Genomic DNA, 22,835 nt, shown 5'->3' with positions numbered 1-22,835 from the left:
AGGACACAATGACCGACATCAAGAGCTGGGCCGAGATCACCGCCGACATCCTGCTGGACATCAAGGCGATCCACATCCGCCCGGAGGAGCCTTTCACCTTCACCTCCGGCCGGCTCAGCCCGGTCTATGTCGATTGCCGCAAGATCATCAGCTTCCCGCGCGCCCGCGCCAAGCTGATGGATATGGGCGTGGAGAAGATGGGCCGCATCGCCGGCTTCGAGGGCTTCGACGCGGTGGCCGGCGGCGAGACGGCGGGTATCCCCTTCGCCGCCTGGATCGCCGAGCGGATGGGCCTGCCGATGCTCTATGTGCGCAAGAAAACCAAAGGCTTCGGGCGCAATGCTCAGATCGAGGGTGAGATCAGGGAAGGCCAGCGCGTGCTGCTGGTCGAGGATCTGGCGACCGATGGCGGCAGCAAGCTGAACTTCGTCGAAGCGCTGCGCACCGCCGGGGCGGAAGTCGCGCATTGCTTCGTCGTGTTCCATTACGGCGTGTTTCCGGAAGGGGTCGCCAAGCTGACCGAGCAGGGCGTGGCCCTGCACGAGCTGGCGACCTGGGCCGATGTGCTGCTGGCCGCCGAGCGGCGCGGCTACACCAAGGACCAGCTCGACCAGGTGCGCAGCTTCCTGAAGGACCCGGACGGCTGGGCGGAGACCCGCGCCAAGGGGTGAGTTCACCTCAGCCCCACAGACCGTCACCCCCGCACTTGTTGCGGGGGTCCAGACCTCCGCTCACTGGATGTTCGCCCGAGTAAACTCAACCCTGGATTCCGGGGACAAGCCCGGGAATGACAGTTTGTGATTGGGAATGACGGTTGGCGATAACCAAGCCAAGTCGCAAAAATACCCGCCGAAGTTAGTACGCGCCCCTGTCGCGCCGGATCACGGCTGCTATACTCCTTGGCATGTATATGGATAAGGATGGCAGCGAAGGAACGGCGATGAAGCGGCTGATAAGTCTCGGTTTTCTGGCGCTGTTCGCGCTCTGCCTGACGGTCAGCGGACCGGCGGCGCAGGCGAAGCCGAAGGACGAGCTGGTCATCGGCATCACGCAGTTTCCCTCCACGCTGAACCCGCTGATCGACGCCATGATGGCGAAGTCCTACGTGCTGGGCATGGCGCGGCGGCCGATCACCACCTATGGCCCGGACTGGCAGCTGATGTGCATGCTCTGCACCGACCTGCCGACCATCGAGAATGGCGGCGCCGTCCCCTTCGAGCTCGACAAGCCGAACGATGCCGGCGGAACCCAGGGCATCCGCCTGACCTACACGCTGCACCCGGACGCCAAATGGGGCGACGGCACGCCGGTAACGACGAAGGATGTGATCTTCACATGGACGGTGGGAAAGACACCGCAGAGCGGCGTCGCCAACCAGGAAACCTTCCGCCGTATCCTCGATATCGAGGCGAAAGACGACAAAACCTTCACCCTCACCATCGACCGGCTGTCCTTCAACTACAACGCCATCAACGGGCTGGATTTGCTGCCGGCTCATATGGAGGAAGCGCCGATGGCGGAGCCGGCGGAATATCGCCGCCGCACGCTTTACGATACCGACTCCACCAATCCCGGCCTGTATAACGGCCCCTACCGCGTCACCCAGGTTGCCCCCGGCAGCCACATCACGCTGGAACGCAATCCGAACTGGTGGGGCAAGACGCCGCATTTCAGCCGCATCGTCGTCCGCGTCATCGAGAATACGGCGGCGCTGGAGGCCAATCTGCTGGCCGGCGATATCGACTACATTTCCGGCGAGCTGGGCCTGCCGCTGGACCAGGCGCTGGCCTTCGAGAAACGCCATGGCGAGCGGTTCAAAATCGCCTACAAGCCCGGCCTGATCTACGAGCATATCGATCTGATGCTGGACAATCCGGTGCTGGCCGACATCCGGGTACGCCGCGCGCTGATCCACGCCATCGACCGGCAGGCCATCGACCGCCAGCTGTTCGGCGGCAAGCAGCCGGTCGCCCATTCCAATGTTAACCCGCTGGACTGGGTGCATGATACGGCCACGCCAACCTATGCCTATGACCCGAAGCGGGCAGCGGAGCTGCTGGACGAGGCCGGCTGGACGCGCGGCGCCGGCGGCATCCGCCAGAACGCCAAGGGCGAGAAGCTGACGCTGGAGTTCATGACCACGGCGGGCAACCGGACGCGGGAGCTGGTGCAGCAGGCGCTGCAGGCGCAATGGCGGCAGGCAGGCGTGGATATCCGCATCCGCAACGAGCCGGCCCGCGTGTTCTTCGGCGAGACGGTGACGAAGCGGAAATTCACCGGCCTTGCCATGTATGCCTGGATCAGCGCGCCGGAATCGGTGCCGCGCACCACGCTGCATTCCTCGCAGATTCCGAGTGCCGAAAATGGCTGGAGCGGCCAGAACAATCCCGGCTTCCGCAATGACGAGATGGACAGGCTGATCGACCGGCTGGAGGTCGAGCTGGACCGCGAGAAACGCCGGCCCATGTGGTCACGGCTGCAGGAAATCTATGCCACCGAGCTGCCAGTCATCCCGCTCTATTTCCGCTCCGACGCCTATGTGATGCCGCGCTGGCTGGAGGGCATCACCCCGACCGGCCACCAGTACCCGACGACGCTGTGGGTCGAACAATGGCGCGCTGCGGAGTGACCCGCCCTAATCTACCGGTCCGCTGATGCAGGCCTATATCGTCCGGCGGCTGTTGCAGGGGGTGGGCGTCCTGCTCGTCATGTCCTTCATCATCTATGGATTGCTGGGGCTGATGCCGGGTGACCCCATCGACCTGATGATCCAGGCCGACCCGACCCTTACCAGCGCCGACATCGCCCGGCTGAAGGCGCTGTACGGGCTGGACCGGCCGATCCTGGAGCGCTATGCCAACTGGGCCTCGGCGGCGCTGAGCGGCGATTTCGGCTACTCCCGGCAATTCTCCCGGCCGGTGCTGGAAGTGCTGGTGCCGCGCCTCGGCAACACGCTGCTGCTGATGGGGGCCAGCTTCGTGCTGGCCATCGCCATCGCCCTACCGCTGGGTGTGCTGGCGGCCAGCCGGCCGGGCTCGCTAGCCGACCGCATCGTGAACCTGTTCTGCTTCGCCGGCATCTCCGTCCCGCCCTTCTGGCTGGCGCTGCTGCTGATCATGCTGTTCGCCGTCACGCTGGGCTGGCTGCCGGCGGGCGGTGCTGCCCCGGCGGGCATGGAGAATCCCGGCCTTGCCGACCGGCTGCCCTATCTGGTGCTGCCGGTCATCACCCTGACGCTGGCCAGCCTTGCCGGCCTCACGCGCTATCTGCGGGCGTCCCTGATCGAGGCGATGCGCGAGGATTATATCCGCACCGCCCGCGCCAAGGGCGCCGGCGAGGCGCGCGTGCTGTGGCGGCACGGCGTGCGCAACGCGCTGATCCCGGTGGTTACCATTCTGGCGCTGGATTTCGGCACCCTGTTCTCCGGCGCGCTGATCACCGAGACCATGTTCGCCCAGCCCGGCATGGGCAAGCTGATCTACGACGCCATCATGAACAACGACTATAACCTGGCGCTGGTCGGGCTGCTGTTCGCGACGCTGGTGACGCTGCTGGCGAACCTCGCCGCCGATATCGGCTATGCCAAGCTGGACCCCCGGATTTCTTACGCATGAGCGCCGATACCTCACTCGCCCCGGCCATGGAACGCCCGGCAGTGCTGGTCTGGCGGCGCTTCCGCCGGCACCGGCTGGCGCTGGCCAGCCTTGCGCTGCTGATCCTGTTGGCCACCCTCGCTCTGGCCGCCCCGCTGATCGAGCGGGTACTGGGTCTGGACGCGGCGGCGGTGAACCTTTTTGGCCGGCTGGCTCCACCCTCCCCCGAGCACTGGCTGGGCACGGACGAGCTGGGCCGCGATCTGCTGCTGCGGTTGCTCTATGGCGCGCGGGTATCACTGTTCGTCGGCATCGTCGCGGCGCTGATGGCGGCCAGCATCGGCGCGGTGCTGGGCGTTGCCGCCGGCTATCTGGGCGGGCGGCTGGACGCCGTGCTGATGCGGCTGGCGGACGGGGTGATCTCGCTGCCCATGCTGCCGCTGCTGATCGTGCTGGCGGCCATCGACCCGGCCAAGCTGGGCCTGCCGGACAGCGTGGCGCAGTCGGAGCATCTCAGCCTCTACCGCATCGTTGCCATCATCGCGCTGGTCGGCTGGACGACGACGGCGCGGCTGGTGCGCGGCGCCACCCTGTCGCTGAAGGAACGTGCCTTCGTGGAGGCGGCGCGCGCGCAGGGCGCCACGGCGGCGCGCATCATGTTCCGCCATATCCTGCCGAATGCGCTGTCGCCGATCCTGGTGGCCACCACCCTGTCGGTCGGCAATGTAATCCTGCTGGAATCGGTGTTGAGCTTCCTAGGCCTCGGCATCCAGCCGCCGGTGGCGAGCTGGGGCGCCATGCTGACCGGCGCGCAGGAAACGCTATGGCAGCGCCCGGCGCTCGCCCTCTACCCCGGCTTGCTGATCTTTCTGACCGTCATCGCCTTCAACTTCCTGGGCGACGGGCTGCAGGACGCCTTCGACCCCAGAGCTGGCCGGGGTGCCGGACGGGGTACCAGCCGAGGCGTCGTTCGCCGCTGAGCGTTCGGCCATGCGGGCCTCTTTCCGGACACGGGCACCGGCCAGCATCTCCCGCCAGCGCTTGCGGCGCCGGCCGCGCATCAGGTTGCGGCCCCACAGCAGCAGGCCGATGCCGGCGATACCGCCCAGAATGTAGAATTCGTACTGCTTGATCTCGGCCAGGTACATCTGGAACACCTCGCCGAACAGATAGCCCAGCAGGCCGACGGCAATCGCCCAGATGAAGGCCGCGATCAGGTTCAGCGGCATGAAGCGCATCGGGCTGATGCCGCTCATCCCGATGACGAAGGGGCTGACCGAGCGCACGCCATAGATGAAGCGGAAGCTGAGGATGAAGATAACGTCGTACTTGTGCAGCAGCGCCATCGCCTTGGCCGAGCGCTCGCGCCAGCGCGGGCGCTTGTCGAGCAGGCGAACACCCCAGCGCCGGCCGATGAAGTAGTAGAGCTGGTCGCCAAGGAAGGTGCCGACGAAGGCCGCCAGCATCACATAGGGCAGTTCCAGATAGCCGCGATGCGCCGCGAAGCCGCCCAGCACCAGGATGGTCTCGCCCTCGAAGAATGTCCCGACGAAAACCGCGAGATAACCGTATTTCGCGATCATTTCCGAAAGCATGGGGGCGGGCCTGTCCTGAAGAGTGCGTGGTGAAGATATGCGCCCGCCATTCTTAAAATCCAATTAATTCAGTCGATGGCAACCAACGGGCGCTCTTCTTCTATAACGCGCCCAGCGCCCGCTTGTTCGCATCGCCGCTCTGCGCTTCAATGGCAGCCATGAAATCCGTTGCTGTCTTCCTTGCCCTTGTCGTGCTCGCCCTCGCTGCCTTCGATAGGCCCGTGCAGGCGCAGACCCCTGCGTCGCCCGGCATCGGCGCCACGGGAAAAATATGCTTCCTGCTGCGCAACCGCTCGCCGGTGACGCTCTACGGCCGCGTCGTGCTGCAATCGCGCGAGCGCTTCACCTTTCGGCTGGAGCGTAACCGGCAGGTCGAATCCTGCCTGGTGGGGACGACCTATGGCGGTAACCGCATCTCGCTGGTGCTGGTGAACTTCCTGGGGCTGCCGCTGTTCAGCTGCTACACCACGACCAGCCATGCCATCGATATCAACGCGCGCCAGCAGGAAGAAGGCTGGCGCTACACGGCGGACTGCCGATAGGGAGAGAAAAATGGAATACCGCAATCTGGGCCGCAGCGGCCTGAAGGTCTCGCCGCTGTGCCTCGGCACCATGATGTTCGGCGGCCCGACGAACGAGGCGGATTCCGCCGCCATCATCGCCGATGCCCGTGACCGCGGCTTCAATTTCATCGATACCGCCGACGCCTATAATGAGGGCGAGTCGGAGCGTGTCGTCGGCCGCACCATCAAGGCCGACCGCGACTGGTGGGTGCTGGCGACCAAGCTGGCCAACCCGATGGGCCCGGGGCCGAACGAGCGCGGCCTGTCGCGGCGCTGGGTGCTGCAGGCAGCGGAAGCCAGCCTGAAGCGCCTGGGCACCGACCATATCGACATCCTTTACCTGCACAAGGAAGACCTCAGCACGCCGCTGGACGAAACCGTGCGCGCTATCGAGATGCTGGTGCGCGCCGGCAAAGTCCGCCATTTCGGCCTGTCGAATTTCCGCTCCTGGCGGGTCGCAGAGATCTGCCGCCTGACCGGCGAGGCCGGCATCGACCGCCCGGTGGTCAGCCAGCCCTACTACAACGCCATGAACCGCATGCCGGAGGTCGAGCACCTGCCGGCCTGCAATCATTACGGGCTGGGCGTGGTGCCCTACAGCCCGCTGGCGCGCGGCATCCTGACCGGCAAGTACCTGCCGGATTCCCCGCCGCCGAACGACAGCCGCGCGGCGCGCCAGGACAAGCGCATGATGCAGACCGAATGGCGGCGCGAATCCATGGTCATCGCGCAGACCCTGAAGGCCCATGCCGAGAAGAAAGGCACCACCGCCATCGGCTTTGCCGTCAACTGGGTGCTGAACAATAAGTTCGTCACCGCCACCATCGCCGGGCCGCGCACCATGGACCACTGGCTGGGCTATGTGGAGGCGCTGTCCTACCGCTTCGACGCCGAGGACGAGGCGCTGGTGGACAGCCTGGTGCCCATCGGCCACCCCTCCACGCCCGGCTACAGCGACCCCAGCTACCCCATCGAGGGCCGCGTGGTGCGGACGGGCGTGCAATAACGCTTTTCGTCAGTAACGTCTGGCGTTATTATGCTGAAGAGTTTTGCCAATCGCGATGCGGAGTCGATCTGGCTGGGACACTTCGCCAGACGGCTGCCGACGGACATTCAGCGGATTGCCCGGCGCAAGCTGCGTATGCTGGATGCCGCGACGGCGCTTGAGGAATTGCGTGTTCCTCCCGGCAACCGGCTGGAAGCTCTGAAAGGTGACCGTGCCGGGCAGTACAGCATTCGCATCAACGATCAGTGGCGGATCTGTTTCGTCTGGGATGGCGATGGCGCGCGGGAGGTTGAGATTGTCGATTATCACGGCTGATAAACAGGCAGGCATGCTTCCCAATATTCATCCCGGGGAAGTGCTGCGCGAGGAATTTCTGACCCCGATGGGCCTGACCGCCTACCGGCTGGCCAAGGCCATCGGCGTGCCGCAGACCCGCCTGTCGGAAATCCTGCATGAGCGGCGTGGCATCACCGCCGACACGGCGGCAAGGCTGGGCCGCTATTTCGGCACCAGCCCGGCCTTCTGGATGAATTTGCAGGCACGCTACGATCTGGAGCAGGTCGAGCGGGAAAAGGGGCCGGATATCGCCCGCATCATCCCGCTCGACGCTGCGTGATCCAGCCCTGTTGTCCTACGCCGCCTTGCCCAGCGTGGTTTCGACCAGCTTCGCCCAGTAGCTGGCGCCGATCGGCAGCACGCCGTCGTTGAAGTCGTAATGCGGGTTGTGCAGCATGCAGCCGCCCTCGGTCGAGCCATTGCCGATCCAGACATAGCTGCCCGGCTTCTGCTGCAGCATGAAGGCGAAATCCTCCGACCCCATGGAGGGCATCAGATCATCATGCACATTGCCGTCGCCGACCACCTGGGCCGCGACCCTGGCCGCGATCTCGGTTTCCGCCGCGGTATTGATCGTCGGCGGGTAGCGGCGCTCGTACTTCACCGTGGCGGTCGCCCCCATGGTCTGGCAGATGCCGTCCACGATGCGGCGCATCGCCGGCTCGATGCTGTCCTGCACTTCCGGGCGGAAGCTGCGCGTGGTGCCGCGCAGCACCACCTCGTCCGGCAGCACATTGTAGGCGTCGCCTCCATGGATCTGCGTGACGCTGACCACCACCGCATCCAGCGGATGGGTGTTGCGGCTGGCGATGGTCTGCAGCGCGTTCACGATCTGCGAGGCGGTCACCACCGAATCCACGCCCATATGCGGCATGGCGCCATGCGCGCCCTTGCCCTTCACGGTGATCTCGAAAATATCGAACGAGGCCATCATCGGCCCGGTCCGCACGGCCATCTTGCCGACATCGAGGCCGGGCCAGTTGTGCATGCCATAGACCTGCTCGACCGGGAATTTCTCGAACAGCCCGTCCTCCACCATGACCCGGCCGCCGCCCTCATTCTCTTCCGCCGGCTGGAAGATGAAATAGACCGTGCCGTCGAAATTCTTCGTCTCGGACAGGTACTTGGCCGCCCCCAGCAGCATGGTGGTGTGGCCGTCATGGCCACACGCATGCATCTTGCCCTCATGCTGCGACTTGTGGTCGAAATCGTTCTTCTCGTGTACGTCCAGCGCATCCATGTCGGCGCGCAGGCCGATGGCCCGGCCGGAGCCGTTGCCGCCCGTCAGCTTGCCGACAATGCCGGTGCCGGCGAGGCCGCGGTGCACCTCGATGCCGAAGGATTCCAGCTTCTCCGCGACGAAGGCGCTGGTCTTGTGCTCCTCGAAGGCGGTTTCCGGATGGGTGTGGATGTGATGCCGCCAGGCGGTCATCTCGTCCTGGAAGTCGGCGATGCGGTTGATGATCGGCATGATCTGGCCCTCCCCTGTCTCTCTCAGATTACTCTGCCGCCATCGGGAAGGCGGAGACGCCACCCGGCCGGCGGTCGAGCGCGGCGATACCGTTCTTCAGCACCATGACATGATTCTCGGCGCGCGAAGCGGCCTTGATATCACTGAGCGGATCGCCCTTCACCAGCAGCAGGTCGGCGGCCAGCCCCTCGGCGAGGGTGCCCCGATCGGACAGCCGCATCAGGTCGGCGGCGTTCTTCGTGGAGATGGTGATGGAATCCATCGCGGAGATGCCGATCTCCGTCATGTATTCCAGCTCCTTCGCGTTCTCGCCATGCTTGTTGTAGGGCGTGCCGGCATCGGTACCCATGGCGAGGTTGCCACCCGCCTTGTAGAACATCAGGATCGACTGCTTGTGCCGCTCCGCCACGCGCGCCGCCTTCTCATAGGCATAGGGCGGCACGCCATTATCCTTGTTGGCGACGATATTGTTCACCGCTGCCAGGGTGGGCACAATGTAGGTGCCGCGCGGCAGCATCTCGTCGATGCATTGCTGCGTCAGGAAGATACCGTGCTCGATGGAATCGATCCCGCCGCGCACCGCGTTCAGGATGCCCTCCTCGCCCTGGGCGTGGCTGGCGCAGGTTTTGTGGAAGCGGTGCCCCTCGGCGATGCCGGCGGCCAGCTCCTCCGGCGAGTAATGCGCGTCCTCCGGGTTCACGCCCGGAGTCATCACGCCGCCGGTGGCCATGATCTTGATGAGGTCGGAGCCGGCATGCACCTGCTCGCGCACCGCCTTCACCACATCGTCAACGCCGTCGGCGATGCGGCCATAGCGGTTGCCGTGACCGCCGGTCATGCAGATCATGCGGCCGGCGGCACGGATGGTCGGGCCCAGCTGCTTGCCGGCATTGCAGGCGTCGCGCACGCCGAATTCCAGATAATCCTTGCCGCCGCAGTCGCGCACGGCGGTCACGCCGCCACGCAGCGTGATCTGCGCATGTTCCAGCGCGCGGATGGCAATCTGGTCGGGCCGCGCGGTCTGCACGAAGATGCTGGGATTGCCCTCCGCCCCCATGCAGAGATGGACATGGCAGTCGATCAGGCCAGGCAGAAGGGTCATGCCCTTGGCGTCCACGGTCTGGCCGGCATAGCCGGCGAATTCACCCGCCGGGGCGATCCGGGCGATCTTGCCGCCCTCGACCAGCAACCCGTGATCCTTCAGCGCCTTGCCGGCGCCGTCGATGATCTGCGCGCCCAGGAAAAGCATGCTCATGTCCCTGTTCCTTCTTCTCTTAAATCGGCCATTCCAGACTAGGCCATAGCGTCCGGCAATGCCGCCCCAACAGCCGCAAGGCTGGGCTGCGGCATGTTCATATCCCCGGCGGCCTTGTTCAGGCAGCCGCTGGGATACGGCCTTCCTCGACGCCGTGGCAGGCGATCTTTGCGCCGTCCGGCAGGGCGATGGCCTGCGGCGCCTCGCGCTTGCAGCGGTCATTGGCGAAGGGGCAGCGTGGATGGAAGGCGCAGCCGCTGGGCGGGTTGATCGGGTTCGGCACCTCGCCCGCAACCGGCGCACGCTCCGCCCCCTTCATGTCGAGGTCGGGGATCGTGTCCAGCAGCAGCTTGGTATAGGGATGGCGCGGCTTGGCGAACAGCACGCGCGCCGGCGCCACCTCCACCAGCTTGCCCAGATACATCACGCCGACATGGTTCGACATGTGATAGACGACGGCAAGGTTGTGGCTGATGAACAGGTAGGTGAGGTTCAGCTCGCGCTGCAACTCCTTCATCAGGTTCAGGATCTGCGCCTGCACCGAGACGTCCAGCGCCGAAGTCGGCTCGTCACACACCAGGAATTCCGGATTGCTGGCGAGCGCGCGGGCAATCGAGATGCGCTGGCGCTGGCCGCCGGAGAATTCGTGCGGGTACTTCACGCCGTCCTTGGCCGACAGGCCAACGAAATTCAGCAGCTCCCCCACCCGCTTCTGGGTTTCCGCCTCGCCGGAGGTCAGCCCGAAGAAACGCAGCGGCTCGGCGATGATGTCCACCACCCGCCAGCGCGGATTGAGCGAGGCATAGGGGTCCTGGAAGATCATCTGCATCTTGCGGCGCATCGGGGCCATCTGCTTGCGCGTCAGGCCGGCGATGTTCTGCCCCTCGAAGATCAGGTCGCCACGTGTCGGGGTATAGAGGCCGACCACGAGGCGCGCCACGGTGGATTTGCCGCACCCCGATTCGCCGACCAGCGAGAAGGTCTCACCGCGCGCGATCTCGAAATTCACCCCGTCCACCGCCTTCAGCGTCTGGCGCGGCACGCCCTCGATGACGCGGTTCAGCAGCGGCGGCGACACGTCGAAATAGCGCGCCAGGTCACGGGCAGCCAGCACCGGGCCGGCATCGGCAGCCTGGGTTTTCAGGGCGGCGTTCTCAGCCATGGACCGCCTCCTTCTCGTACAGCCAGCAGGCCACGTCCGTCTTCTCCACGGCAATCAGCTCCGGCCGCTCGACGCGGCATTTGTCGAACACCTTGGGGCAGCGCGGGTTGAAGGCGCAGCCCTGCGGGATGTCGGTCAGGCGCGGCATGGCGCCATCGATCTGGGTTAGCTGCTCGATATCGTGGCCGATCATCGGGATCGAGCCCATCAACCCATGCGTATAGGGGTGCTTGGCGCGCTTGATGACGTCCTTCACCGGGCCGATCTCGGCAATGCGGCCGGCATACATGACCGCCACCCGGTCCGCCGTCTCCGCGATCACGCCCATATCGTGGGTGACCAGCATGACCGCCGTGCCATGCTCCCGGCACAGCCGCTTCAGCAGCGCGATGATCTGCGCCTGGATCGACACGTCCAGCGCCGTGGTCGGCTCGTCGGCGATCACCAGCGTCGGGTTCACCGCCAGCGCCAGCGCAATCACCACACGCTGCCGCATGCCGCCAGAGAACTGGTGCGGGTAATGGTCGATGCGGCGTTCCGGCGCCGGGATGCCGACATCGGACAGCAGCTCGATGGCACGGTCGCGCGCCTGCTTGTCCGTCATGTCGGTATGGGTCTGGATCGTCTCGGTCAGCTGCCGCCCCACGGAATAGAGCGGGTTCAGGCTGGTCAGCGGGTCCTGGAAGATGGCGCCGATCTTGCGGCCGCGGATCTTGCGCATCTCCTCATAGGGCAGATTGTCGATACGCCTTCCGTCCAGCGTGATGCTGCCGGCCGCGATGCGGCCCGGCGGCTCCAGCAGGCCGATGACGGCGGCGCCGGTCAGTGACTTGCCGGCACCGGATTCGCCGACCACGCCCAGCACCTCGCCGGGCATGATGTCGAAGCTGATGCCATCGACGGCGGTGAGGATGCCGCGCCGGGTCGGGAACTCGATTTTCAGATCGCGGACCTGGAGCAGCGGCTTGTCGGTGCTCTGGGGCATTTCCGGCATGTCCTATCGCAGCTTCGGGTTAAGGGCGTCGCGCAGCCAGTCGCCCAGCAGGTTCACGGCCAGCACCAGGATCACCAGTGCCGCGCCGGGGAAGATGGTCATCCACCATTCGCCGGAGAACAGGAAGTCGTTGCCGATGCGGATCAGCGTGCCCAGCGAGGGCTGGGTCGGCGGCACGCCGACGCCCAGGAAGGACAGCGTCGCCTCGGTCAGGATGGCGATGGCCAGGCTGATGGTGGCGATGACCAGCACAGGGCTCATCACGTTCGGCAGCACATGCCGGATCAGGATAAGGGCCGGATGCAAACCGATCACACGGGCCGCCTGCACATATTCCTTGTTCTTCTCGACCAGGCACGATCCGCGCACGGTACGCGCGAACTGCACCCAGTTGGCAAAGGCAATGGCCAGCACGAGGATGACGAGGGCGATCTCCTCATGCATGCCGCGCGGCAGCAGCGAGCGGGTGAAGCCGTCGATCAGCAGCACGATCAGGATGGCCGGGAAGCTGAGCTGCACATCGGCGATGCGCATGATGACGGCATCGGTGACGCCGCCGAAATAACCGGCCACGAGCCCCAGCACGATGCCCATCACCATCGCCAGGATGACCGACAGGAAGCCCACCGTCAGCGACACACGCGCGCCGAACATGATGGTGGAGAACACATCGCGACCCTGATCGTCGGTGCCCAGCAGGTAGCTGGGATCGCCCCCCGCCTCCCACACTGGCGGCCGGAAGGCATCCATCAGGTTCAGCGTGACCACGTCATAGGTGTTGTGCGGCGCAATCCAGGGGGCCAGGAAGGCCAGCAGGAAGAACAGCATCGTCACCACGAAGGCGACGATCACGACGGGTGAGCGCTTGAAGCTGTAGAACACGTCGCCATCGAAGAAACGGCGCGCACCGTCGCTGATGCGGAACCACAGGCTGCGGGCGGCGCCGAGATCGTCGGTCATGTTGGTATCGGCCATGGTTTGCCCTCCCTCAATGCCCGCCGCGCTCGACGCGCAGGCGCGGATCGACGACGTAATAGAGCATATCGACCATCAGGTTGATGACCACGAAGATGAAGGCGACCAGGCAGAGATAGGCCGCCATGACGGGAATATCGACGAACTGGATCGCCTGCAGGAACAGCAGGCCCATGCCCGGCCACTGGAACACCGTCTCGGTGATGATGGCGAAGGCGATCAGCGAGCCGATCTGCAGGCCGGTGATGGTGATGACCGGCACCATCGTGTTCTTCAGCGCATGGCCGAAATTCACCGCCCGGTTGGAAAGGCCGCGGGCGCGCGCGAACTTGATGTAGTCGGTGCGCAGCACCTCCATCATCTCGGCGCGCACCAGGCGCATGATCAGGGTCAACTGGAACAGGCACAGCGTGATCGACGGCATGATCAGCGCCTGCCAGCCGCCAACGGTGAGGAAATTGGTCGTCCACCAGCCCAGATCGACCGTCGGCCCGCGCCCGAAGGAGGGCAGCCAGCCAAGCCAGACCGCGAAGATCAGGATGAGGATGATGCCGATCAGGAAGGTCGGCAGGGAAATGCCTATGAGCGAAGCTGTCAGCAATATCTTGCTGATCGTTCCGTGGCGGTGCAGGCCGGTATAGACGCCCAGCGGCACGCCGATGGCCAGGGCCAGCACGGCGGCGACGAACACCAGCTCCAGCGTCGCCGGCAGGCGCGTCGCGATCACATCGGAGACCGGGCGGCTCAGCCGGTAGGAGACGCCGAAATCGCCCTGCACGGCATTGCCGACGAAACGGGCGAACTGGATCGGGAATGGCTGGTCGAGCCCGAGTTCCCTGCGCAATTCCTCGCGCTGCTCGGCGGTCGCCTCCTGACCCATCATGTTGTTGACCGGGTCGCCGACGAAATTGAACAGCGAGAAGGAGATAAACGCCACCGCCAGCATCACGAAAAGTGACTGGAGCAGACGTCGGATGATGAAAGCGAACATTTCGCCGTGCCTGAAAAACGGAGCTGGGTCGGCCGCCGAAAGAGCGACGGCCCGGACCGTGGGAGGTCCGGGCCGTACTACTCCCGGCTGGCGCCTTACTTCATGGTGACGTAGCGGATGTCCACATCGTTCTGCGGACGCTGCTTCACCTCGGCGACGGTGTTGGCGACGCCCCAGGCAAGCGCCTGCTGATGCAGCGGCAGGTGGCCGAAGTCTTCCTTATGGATCTTCATGGCCTCGCTGATCATCGCGTTGCGCTTTTCCTGGTTGGTCTCGACCCGGATCAGGTCGGTCAGCTCCTCAACACGCGGGTTGGTATAGCGGCCCGAGTTCCAGGTGCCCTGGCCCTTGCCGTCCAGCGTGATGATGTTCTCAAGCAGGTTCAGCGCGTCGTAGCTGCCCGGCGTCCAGCCCAGCATGTAGAAGCTGGTGTTCCAGTTCTGCTTGGCGCCGATCTTGTCGAAATGCAGCGACTTGGTCTGGGCGTTCAGCTTGATGTCGATCCCGATGCGCTTCAGCATCGGCACGACGGCCAGGCAGATCGCCTCGTCGTTCACATAACGGTCGTTCGGGCAGTCCAGCGTGACCGGGAAGCCGTTCGGATAGCCGGCTTCCGCCAGCAGCTTCTTGGCCGCTTCCGGATCGTACGGGTAGCGGTCGTTCAGCGCCTTGTCGAAGCCGTTGATGCCCGGGGCAATCATCAGCGCCGTATTGGCCGAGGCGCCGCGCATCACGACGCGCTTGATCGCTTCCATGTCCACGGCCTGGTAGAAGGCCTGACGGACCTTCTTGTCCTTGAACGGGTTCTTGCCGGTGCCCGGCATGTCGAGCAGCTCGTCACGATGCTGGTCGAAGCCCAGGAATATGGTGCGCAGTTCCGGCCCCTGCAGGACCTTGGCAGAGCTGGAGCTGTCGATGCGCTTCACGTCCTGCAGCGGCACCGGGTACATCAGGTCGATCTCGCCCGACAGCAGCGCGGCCACGCGGGTCGCGTCGTTGCCGATCGGGGTGAAGATGGCCTTGGTCAGATTGTGGGTTGGCTTGCCCCACCAACCCTTGTTCGGCTCCAGCACGACGCGGGTATCGGGCACCCACTCCATCAGCTTGAACGGGCCGGTGCCGTTCATGTTGAGGTTGGCGTAGGTCTTGGCCGAGCTGCCGCGCTCCACATTGGTCGTGTTGTTCTGCTCCGACCATTCCTTGTCCATGATGTGGAAATTCGGCAGGTTCAGCATCAGGATCGGATCCGGACCACCGGTGATGATCTCGATCTCGTAATCGCTGATCTTCTTGATTTCCTGGATCGTGTTGACCGCGAAGCTCATCTCCGACTGGGGCTGGCGGATACGGTCGAAGCTGAACAGCACGTCATCGGCGGTGAAGTCGCTGCCATTGTGGAACTTCACGCCCTGGCGCAGCTTGAAGCGCCAGGTGGTCGGGTTGACCTGCTCCCACTCGGTCGCCAGCGCCGGATGCAGCGAGAGGTCCCATGCACGATGGATCAGACCCTCGTACACATTGTTCTTCATCGTGTTGGTCGGCCCCTCATTGTTGATGTGGGGGTCCAGACCCAGAATGTCGCCCGTCGTCGCATAACGGAACGTCTTGGCGTCTGCGGCACCGCCGAGGCTGAGCGCGACAGCGCCCGCGACCACGGCCGCTCCAAATAGCTTGCGCATCCCTGAACTTCCTTCTTTTCTCGCGCCGCGCCACCGCTTTCGCGGCTGGCGGAGCGCCTGTAACCAAACCATCAGGCCGGGTCTTCTACCGGACCTTGCCTATTTCGGATGTAGCTTTCTTTGCAGCCGCGCGTCAACGCGAATCGGATGCCCGATAGCACGGCTTCAGCGGCTTTGCCCCCTTGCCATCGCCAGGCAATACGCGCAGCATCGCCGCCTATCCTCTTCCCGCAGTAAGAGAATCCCCGATGGACGTCATCAACTACTTTTCCCCCGACTACCAGGCTGCCCGCGCCAAGTTTCTGGAAGCCGCTACCCATGCCGGCCTCGTCATCGAAAATCACCTGAACCCTAATTCAAAGGGGCCGGACGGCGGTGCGCTCTATACCGATGTCGCGGTCTGGGGCGATCCGAAGGCCGACCGCGTGCTGCTGGCCAATTCCGCGACGCATGGCGCGGAGGGCTTCTGCGGCTCCGGCGCGCTGATCGGCTGGCTGCGCAGCGGCGCCTACAGGAGCGTGCCGAAGAATGTAAAGGTCGTGCTTGTCCACGCCATCAACCCGCATGGCTTCGCCTGGATCCGGCGCGTGACAGAGGACAATGTCGATCTGAACCGCAATTTCATCGATCACAATGGCGGCTATCCGGAAAACCCGGACTATGACGCGCTGCACGATGTCATCGTGCCGAAGCAGTGGGGGCAGGACAGCCTCGCCGCGATGGAGGCCGCGTTCGATGCTTATAAGAAGCAGCATGGCGCCTTCGCCTGGCAGAAGGCGCTGAGCCAGGGCCAGTACAACCATGCCGACGGCATCTTCCATGGCGGCAACAAGCCGACCTGGTCGAACCTGACCTTCCGCAAGATCGTCGATGCCCATGTGAAGGGCGCGAAACATGCCTGCTTCATCGACTACCACACCGGCCTTGGCCCCTATGGCACGGTCGATCTGATCGCCGATGGCGAGCCGGGCACGCCGGAGTTGCAGCGCTGCTTCGACTGGTTCGTGAACAATGTCAGCTCGCCGGCGCTCGGCAACTCCACCTCGCCCGCCCTCTATGGCGTCATCAAGCACGCGGTGGTGGACATGCTGGAGGGGACGGATGTGACGTCCGTCACGGCGGAATACGGCACCTATCCGCTGAAGAATGTGGTCGGCGCCGTCATCGCCGATAACTGGCTGCATGCGCGCGGCGATCTCGACTCGGCGCAGGGCAAGGAACTGAAGGCCCAGATGCGCAAGGCCTTCTATCCGGACGAGGATGACTGGAAGGAACTGGTCTATCTGCGCTCGCGCCAGTTCATGCGCGCGGCGATCAAGGGTCTGGCGGAGAGCTGACCCGGTAGCTCAGAGGCGGGCCTGTATCTCCTGACACCAGGCGATACGGGCCTCCGCCTGGGCGATCTCCTGGTCCAGCCAGGCCGGCAGCAGCCCGTCGATGATGGCCGCTTCCTCATTCGCCTTAAGATCGACCAGCCGGGCGCGTTCGTTGCGGTAGAGGTCTTCCAGCATTTCAAGCTGGACCAGCTGGTCTTCCCGCGCCATCAGATGCAGGAAACGCAGCTTCAGCGCCACCACCAGCTTGTTCAGGTCGTTCACGAGCGGCTTCATGTTGGCGCTCAGCAGGCCATCAAGCGCTGCGCGGCCGGCATCCGTCAGGCGCAGCACCGGATTATCTTCCATGCTCTCGCCGTCAATGGGGGCCACCAGCCCCTCGAAGCGCAGCAACTCCAGCGACGGGGCCAGCAGGTCGAGCGACGGGCCGGCCATCCGGCTGGCGAAGCGCCGCACAGTCGCCGCCAGATCGGCATAGCGCTTCGGCCCCTCGGCCAGGAAACCCAGCATGGCCAGGCGCAGCGCCTCGGTCGGGATCAGCGAGTTGTCGCGGAACATGGGCATATCCTGTTGCGCACCTTTCGGAAAGTCCGACTATCCAAATGGGATACCGGACCGGATTTGTCCACTATTAAGAACGATTCGCAGAAAAAGGGAAGCGGCAATTTTGCGGCAGGCCGTCTCACGCCGCCTGCTTCAGCTCCAGCGCGCCCCAGATATCGGTCAGCGCCGCAACCAGCCGGTCCATTGCCGCATCGTCATGCAGCGGGGTCGGCGTCAGGCGCAGCCGTTCGGTGCCACGTGGCACGGTCGGGTAGTTGATCGGCTGCACATAGATCGCATGGCGCTCCAGCAGTAGGTCGCTGGCCTGCTTGCAGCGTGCGGCATCGCCCACCAGCACCGGCACGATATGGCTGGGCGCCTCGATGAGCGGCAGCCGGGCGGCGCGCAGTTGGGCACGCAGCCGTTCCGCCCGTTCCTGATGGCGGGCGCGGAGTGCCCTGCCCTCATCACTGCGCAGGATGCGCACGCTGGCCAGCGCACCGGCGGTCAACGCCGGCGGCAGCGACGTCGTGAAGATGAAGCCGGAGGCATGGGAGCGTATGAAATCCGCCAACGTGGCCGAGGCGGCAATGTAGCCGCCCATCAGGCCGAACGCCTTGCCCATTGTCCCCTGCACCACATCGACCCGGTGCATCACGCCGTCGCGCTGGGCGACGCCCGCCCCTTCCACGCCATAGAGGCCGACGGCATGCACCTCGTCGAGATAGCTGAGCGCGCCATAACGCTCGCACAGATCGAGGATATCGCCGATGGGTGCGATGTCGCCATCCATCGAATAGACCGATTCGAAGGCGACCAGCTTCGGCCGCGCGGGGTCGGCCTCGGCCAGCAGCTGTTCCAGATGGGCGATATCATTGTGCCGGAATATCTTCTTCTCCGCCCCGGAATGGCGGATGCCCTGGATCATCGAGGCGTGGTTCAGCGCATCGGAAAACACGATGCAGTTCGGCAGCGACGAGGCGAGGCAGGACAGCGCCGCCTCGTTCGCGACATAGCCGGAAGTGAACAGCAAGGCCGCTTCCTTGCCGTGCAGCGCCACCAGTTCGCGCTCCAGAAGCACATGATAATGAGTGGTGCCGGAGATGTTGCGGGTGCCGCCGGCGCCGGCGCCGGTGCGCTGGATCGCCTCCTGCATCGCCGCCAGCACGGCGGGATGCTGGCCCATGCCGAGATAGTCGTTGGAGCACCAGATGGTGACCGGACGCTGCTGCGCGCCGCCGACATGCTGCCGCGCATCCGGGAACCGGCCGGCCTGGCGCTCCAGATCGGCAAAGACGCGATAGCGCCCCTCGGCCTTCAGCTGCGCGATGCGGTCGGCAAAGAAACTTTGATAATCCATGGCGGCAATCCGGTTTTTTGCCGAGCTTATACTATCGAAACGCGCACCGGTCATCCGCGCGGAATGTCGCGGCAGCGGAACGGGCAAACGAAAAGGCCGCCTCCGGGGAGGCGGCCTTCGTATCGTCCCATGATCGCGGCGATCAGCCGAAGGCAATGCCGTCCGCCTTCAGCTGTGCGGCCACCTCGTCCAGAGACTTGGCGTAGCGCGACAGCATGTCGCCCATCTCCTGCTCGGTGATGATGAGCGGCGGGCAGAAAGCGACCGAATCGCCGATGGCGCGGACGATCAGGCCGTTCTTCTGTGCGATCTTGGCGAACTTGGCGCCGACACCCAGCTTCGGGTCGAAGGCGGCGCGGGTCTTCTTGTCCTGCACCATCTCCATGGCGCCGATCAGACCGGTGCCGCGCACCTCGCCGATCAGCGGGTGGCTGGCGAAGCCGGCGATGCCCTTCTGCAGCAGCGGGCCGACCTTGCCGACATGCGCGCCGATGTCGCGCTCCTCGTAGATCTTCAGCGTCTCAAGCGCAACGGCGGCCGCGACCGGATGGCCGGAATAGGTGTAGCCATGGCCGAACACGCCGATCTTCTCGGACTCGGTCACGCAGGCCTGATAGACGCGCTCATTCACCATCACCGCCGAGATCGGCAGATAGGAGGAGGACAGCGCCTTGGCGCAGGACAGGATGTCCGGCTTCATGCCGAAGGTCTGGCTGCCCCAGTAATTGCCGGTGCGCCAGAAGCCGCAGATCACCTCGTCGGCGCAGAACAGCACGTCGTACTTCTTCAGCACGGCCTGGATCTTCTCGAAATAGGTCTTCGGCGGCACGATGACGCCGCCGGCGCCCATGATCGGCTCGGCGATGAAGGCACCGACCGTCTCCGGCCCCTCCTTCAGGATCAGCTTCTCCAGATTGTCCGCCATGCGGGTGGCGAACTCCTCCTCGCTCTCGCCCTCAAGGCCGAAGCGGTAATAATGCGGACAGTCGGCATGCAGGATATTGGCGATCGGCAGGTCGAAGTCGCGGTGGTTGTTCGGCAGGCCGGTCAGGCTGGCCGAGGCGACGGTGACGCCGTGATAGCCCTTGATGCGCGAGATGATCTTCTTCTTCTCCGGCTTGTTCTGGGCGTTCCAGAAGTACCAGATCAGCTTCACGACGGTGTCGTTGGCTTCCGAACCGGAGTTCTGGAAGATCACCTTCGACATCTCCACCGGGGCGACCGACTTCAGCTTCTCGGCAAGGTCGATGGAGGGCAGGTGCGACTTGTGCGTGAAGGTATGGTAGTAGGGCAGCTCCTTCATCTGCTTGATCGCGGCATCGACCAGACGCTGCTCGTTGAAGCCCAGCGACACCGACCACAGGCCGGCCATCGCCTCGATATAGTCCTTGCCGTCCTCGTCGAAGACATGGACGCCCTTGCCACCGGTGATGACCAGCGGACCTTCCGTCTCATGCACCTTCAGATTGGTGTAGGGATGCAGATGATGCGCGATGTCGCGGGCGCTCGCGGAATTCGGCACGAAGGTCATGGGTCCGTCCTCTGGAAAGCAGCAAAAAACGAGCCGGCTAGCCCGTGACCGCGAAAAGTCAAGAGCGCTGACTGCTTTTGCAGTCTAGCCAGCTTCCCCATGGGCGCGTCAATCCCGGAGTGCGGAAATTCCGCGCATGGCTGGCCCGGCACGAATGCCGGGCCTCGCCGACGCCGTTACTCGCCCGTATAGGCCGGCTTGCGCTTTTCGAAGAAGGCCTGCATGCCCTCATTCTTGTCCTTGCTGGCGAACAGCATCTGCATCGCCTTGCGCTCCAGCATCAGGCCGGTCTCCAGCGAGCTGTCCTCGCCGGCCACGATGACTTCCTTGATCTGCTGCACGGCGAGCGGCGGCAGCGAGGCGAGGTCACGCGCCATCTTCAGCGCCGTCTCCATCACCTGATCGTCCGCCACCAGCGTGCTGATAAGGCCGATCTGGAACGCCTCGGCGGCGTCGATGGGCCGGCCAGTCAGGCACAGCTTCATGGCGTGGAACTTGCCGACCGCGCGCGTCAGGCGCTGCGTGCCGCCCGCCCCCGGCATGATGCCGACGCGCACCTCCGGCTGGCCCAGCTTGGCGCCCTCGCCGGCCACGATGATATCGGCATGCATCGCCAGCTCCAGCCCGCCGCCCAGCGCGAAGCCGTTGATGGCGGCGATCACCGGCTGCGGCGTCGAGGAAATCACCCGCCACAGCCGCTCGGTATGGCGGGTCAGCAGGTCGATAGGCGTGGCCTCGACAAACTCGCGCAGGTCGGCCCCGGCGGCGAAGGCCTCCTCATTGCCGGTCAGCACGATGGCGCGCACGCTGCTATCCTCGGACAGCTTGGCGAATTCCTCGGCCAGCTTCTTGCGGGTGGCGATGTTCAGCGCGTTGCGCACCGCCGGGCGGTTGATGCGCACAACGGCGATGCCGTCTTCCGGGCGCTCGACGATTACCTCCGGCTGGGCCGTCTCGGACATTGCTTTCCTCCTTTGTTTACATCCCCAGTTTTGCTGGGCGGAATGTGGTTTTGCAGAATTGACCCGGATCATAGGGTGTGCAAGCTTCCCCGGCAATGCTAGAGCCGGATCGCTTCAGGTCGTGGCAAGCCGTGCCTCGACCTGAAGCGTGAATCCGTCTCTATTCAAGTTATCAGAGGGCGATTCACACATTGAATGCGTCCCTAAAGCGACCGCATTCAATGTGATCGCACTCTGGGAGCAACCTATCCAAACCATGGGGGAAACGATGACCGAGGCTTTCATCTGCGACGCCATCCGCACGCCAATCGGCCGCTTTGGCGGCAGCCTGTCCGCCGTGCGCGCCGACGATCTGGCGACCGTGCCGATCAAGGCGCTGATGGAGCGCAACACATCGGTGGACTGGGGCGCGCTGGACGATGTGCTCTATGGCTGCGTGAACCAGGCCGGCGAGGATAACCGCAATGTCGCGCGCATGGCGCTGCTGCTGGCGGGCCTGCCGGTCGAGGTGCCGGGCGCCACGGTGAACCGGCTGTGCGGCTCCGGCATGGAGGCCACGGTGCAGGCCGCCCGCGCGATCCGCGCTGGCGAGACCTCGCTGATGCTGTCGGGCGGTGTGGAGAGCATGTCGCGCGCGCCCTTTGTCATGCCGAAGGCGGACAGCGCCTTCTCCCGCAAGGCCGAGATCTACGACACCACCATCGGCTGGCGCTTCGTGAACCCGATCATGCAGAAGCAGTACGGCATCGACCAGATGCCAGAAACCGCCGAGAATGTGGCCGAGCAGTTCCAGGTCAGCCGCGAGGACCAGGACGCCTTCGCGCTGCGCAGCCAGCACAAGGCTGCCGCCGCGCAGGCGAATGGAAGGCTGGCGAAGGAGATCGTCGCCGTCACCATCCCGCGCCGCAAGGGCGACCCCATCGTGGTGGACCAGGACGAGCATCCGCGCGGCGACACCACCATCGAGCAGCTGGCGAAGCTGTCCACCCCGTTCCGCAAGGAAGGCGGAACGGTGACCGCCGGTAATGCCTCGGGCGTGAATGACGGCGCCGCCGCGATCATCGTCGCCTCGGAGGAGGCCGCCAAGCGCCACGGCCTGACGCCGCGCGCCCGCATCGTCGCCGCTGCCGTCGCCGGTGTAGCACCCCGCATCATGGGCATCGGTCCAGCCCCGGCCTCGGAGAAGGTGCTGAAGCTGGCCGGCCTGACCATCGACCAGATGGATGTGATCGAGCTGAACGAGGCCTTCGCCGCCCAGGCGCTGGCGACCACCCGCATGCTCGGCATCGCCGATGACGATCCCCGCGTGAACCCGAATGGCGGCGCCATCGCGCTGGGTCATCCGCTGGGTGCCAGCGGCGCGCGCCTGCTGCTGACGGCGGCGCAGCAGCTGCACGACACCGGCGGCCGCTATGCGCTGTGCACCATGTGCATTGGCGTCGGCCAGGGCATCGCCACCATCATCGAGCGGATATGAGGAGGCGG

General features: G+C 64.9%; 21 protein-coding genes and 1 pseudogene. 10 read left to right on the top strand and 12 right to left on the bottom strand.

Annotated elements, in window-relative coordinates:
- Positions 1-8: 8 nt before the first annotated feature.
- The 4 genes from P24_RS11390 to P24_RS11375 all read left to right on the top strand — a co-directional run bounded on the left by P24_RS11390 (position 9) and on the right by P24_RS11375 (position 4,573).
- Positions 9-671: an orotate phosphoribosyltransferase gene (locus P24_RS11390; protein ID WP_008944874.1), complete on the top strand. Its 663-nt coding sequence runs from the start codon at positions 9-11 to the stop codon at positions 669-671.
- 269 nt (positions 672-940) lie between these two features.
- Positions 941-2,629, top strand: a complete 1,689-nt coding sequence (locus P24_RS11385) for a peptide ABC transporter substrate-binding protein (RefSeq protein WP_040707449.1) — start codon at positions 941-943, stop codon at positions 2,627-2,629.
- A 25-nt stretch (positions 2,630-2,654) separates the two neighbouring features.
- The gene (locus P24_RS11380) at positions 2,655-3,614 is read left to right on the top strand and encodes an ABC transporter permease (RefSeq protein WP_008944872.1); all 960 of its coding nucleotides are present in this window, start codon (positions 2,655-2,657) and stop codon (positions 3,612-3,614) included.
- Positions 3,611-4,573, top strand: coding sequence for an ABC transporter permease (locus P24_RS11375; RefSeq protein WP_008944871.1), 963 nt, complete (start codon positions 3,611-3,613; stop codon positions 4,571-4,573). Before P24_RS11380 ends, P24_RS11375 begins: the two co-directional genes overlap by 4 nt.
- Positions 4,574-4,774: 201 nt before the next feature.
- On the opposite strand, the pseudogene P24_RS20500 reads toward P24_RS11375, so the two are convergent.
- Positions 4,775-5,176 (bottom strand): annotated as a pseudogene (locus tag P24_RS20500) (DedA family protein); the annotation flags it as partial.
- A gap of 170 nt (positions 5,177-5,346) precedes the next feature.
- Here P24_RS20500 and P24_RS11370 point away from each other — a divergent pair.
- From P24_RS11370 to P24_RS11355, 4 genes are read left to right on the top strand one after another with little or no spacing between them, the layout of a single operon-like run.
- Positions 5,347-5,730, top strand: coding sequence for a hypothetical protein (locus P24_RS11370; protein WP_008944869.1), 384 nt, complete (start codon positions 5,347-5,349; stop codon positions 5,728-5,730).
- A gap of 10 nt (positions 5,731-5,740) precedes the next feature.
- Positions 5,741-6,757 carry an aldo/keto reductase gene (locus P24_RS11365; protein WP_008944868.1) on the top strand — a complete coding sequence of 339 codons (1,017 nt, stop codon included), beginning with the start codon at positions 5,741-5,743 and terminating at the stop codon, positions 6,755-6,757.
- 30 nt (positions 6,758-6,787) lie between these two features.
- Positions 6,788-7,072 carry a type II toxin-antitoxin system RelE/ParE family toxin gene (locus P24_RS11360; RefSeq protein WP_008944867.1) on the top strand — a complete coding sequence of 95 codons (285 nt, stop codon included), beginning with the start codon at positions 6,788-6,790 and terminating at the stop codon, positions 7,070-7,072.
- A 13-nt stretch (positions 7,073-7,085) separates the two neighbouring features.
- Positions 7,086-7,373 (top strand): HigA family addiction module antitoxin, encoded by a 288-nt coding sequence (locus P24_RS11355; RefSeq protein ID WP_008944866.1) that lies wholly within the window; start codon positions 7,086-7,088, stop codon positions 7,371-7,373.
- Positions 7,374-7,388: 15 nt separating this feature from the next.
- Here P24_RS11355 and P24_RS11350 read toward each other — a convergent pair whose 3' ends face one another.
- The 7 genes from P24_RS11350 to P24_RS11320 form a co-directional block, all read right to left on the bottom strand.
- A complete protein-coding gene (locus P24_RS11350; RefSeq protein WP_008944865.1) occupies positions 7,389-8,564 on the bottom strand; it encodes a M20 aminoacylase family protein in 1,176 nt (391 codons plus the stop codon).
- A gap of 28 nt (positions 8,565-8,592) precedes the next feature.
- Positions 8,593-9,819, bottom strand: a complete 1,227-nt coding sequence (locus P24_RS11345) for a metal-dependent hydrolase family protein (RefSeq protein WP_008944864.1) — start codon at positions 9,817-9,819, stop codon at positions 8,593-8,595.
- Positions 9,820-9,937: 118 nt separating this feature from the next.
- Positions 9,938-10,981, bottom strand: a complete 1,044-nt coding sequence (locus P24_RS11340) for an ABC transporter ATP-binding protein (protein ID WP_008944863.1) — start codon at positions 10,979-10,981, stop codon at positions 9,938-9,940.
- A complete protein-coding gene (locus tag P24_RS11335; RefSeq protein WP_237740191.1) occupies positions 10,974-11,966 on the bottom strand; it encodes an ABC transporter ATP-binding protein in 993 nt (330 codons plus the stop codon). Before P24_RS11335 ends, P24_RS11340 begins: the two co-directional genes overlap by 8 nt.
- Positions 11,967-11,978: 12 nt before the next feature.
- Positions 11,979-12,950 (bottom strand): ABC transporter permease, encoded by a 972-nt coding sequence (locus tag P24_RS11330; protein ID WP_008944861.1) that lies wholly within the window; start codon positions 12,948-12,950, stop codon positions 11,979-11,981.
- Between the two features lie 13 nt (positions 12,951-12,963).
- Positions 12,964-13,941, bottom strand: coding sequence for an ABC transporter permease (locus P24_RS11325; protein WP_008944860.1), 978 nt, complete (start codon positions 13,939-13,941; stop codon positions 12,964-12,966).
- A 95-nt stretch (positions 13,942-14,036) separates the two neighbouring features.
- On the bottom strand, positions 14,037-15,620 hold the full coding sequence (locus tag P24_RS11320) for an ABC transporter substrate-binding protein (RefSeq protein ID WP_008944859.1): 1,584 nt from the start codon (positions 15,618-15,620) through the stop codon (positions 14,037-14,039).
- Between the two features lie 248 nt (positions 15,621-15,868).
- On the opposite strand from P24_RS11320, the gene P24_RS11315 reads away from it, so the two are divergent.
- The gene (locus P24_RS11315) at positions 15,869-16,957 is read left to right on the top strand and encodes a M14 family metallopeptidase (RefSeq protein WP_008944858.1); all 1,089 of its coding nucleotides are present in this window, start codon (positions 15,869-15,871) and stop codon (positions 16,955-16,957) included.
- A 9-nt stretch (positions 16,958-16,966) separates the two neighbouring features.
- On the opposite strand, the gene P24_RS11310 is transcribed toward P24_RS11315, so the two are convergent.
- From P24_RS11310 to P24_RS11295, 4 genes are all read right to left on the bottom strand, one after another.
- Positions 16,967-17,512 carry a hypothetical protein gene (locus P24_RS11310; protein WP_008944857.1) on the bottom strand — a complete coding sequence of 182 codons (546 nt, stop codon included), beginning with the start codon at positions 17,510-17,512 and terminating at the stop codon, positions 16,967-16,969.
- A gap of 124 nt (positions 17,513-17,636) precedes the next feature.
- Positions 17,637-18,857: a 5-aminolevulinate synthase gene (gene hemA / locus P24_RS11305; RefSeq protein ID WP_008944856.1), complete on the bottom strand. Its 1,221-nt coding sequence runs from the start codon at positions 18,855-18,857 to the stop codon at positions 17,637-17,639.
- A gap of 142 nt (positions 18,858-18,999) precedes the next feature.
- Positions 19,000-20,388, bottom strand: a complete 1,389-nt coding sequence (locus P24_RS11300) for an aspartate aminotransferase family protein (protein WP_008944855.1) — start codon at positions 20,386-20,388, stop codon at positions 19,000-19,002.
- Between the two features lie 176 nt (positions 20,389-20,564).
- Positions 20,565-21,350, bottom strand: a complete 786-nt coding sequence (locus P24_RS11295; RefSeq protein WP_008944854.1) for an enoyl-CoA hydratase — start codon at positions 21,348-21,350, stop codon at positions 20,565-20,567.
- 268 nt (positions 21,351-21,618) lie between these two features.
- On the opposite strand from P24_RS11295, the gene pcaF reads away from it, so the two are divergent.
- A complete protein-coding gene (pcaF, locus tag P24_RS11290) occupies positions 21,619-22,827 on the top strand; it encodes a 3-oxoadipyl-CoA thiolase (protein ID WP_008944853.1) in 1,209 nt (402 codons plus the stop codon).
- Positions 22,828-22,835: the final 8 nt, after the last annotated feature.

Origin of the sequence: Oceanibaculum indicum P24, assembly GCF_000299935.1 — a bacterium.
Lineage (GTDB): Bacteria > Pseudomonadota > Alphaproteobacteria > Oceanibaculales > Oceanibaculaceae > Oceanibaculum > Oceanibaculum indicum.
The sequence above is the reverse complement of the archived record's forward strand: the minus strand, read 5'-3'. Positions and strand labels throughout refer to the sequence as shown.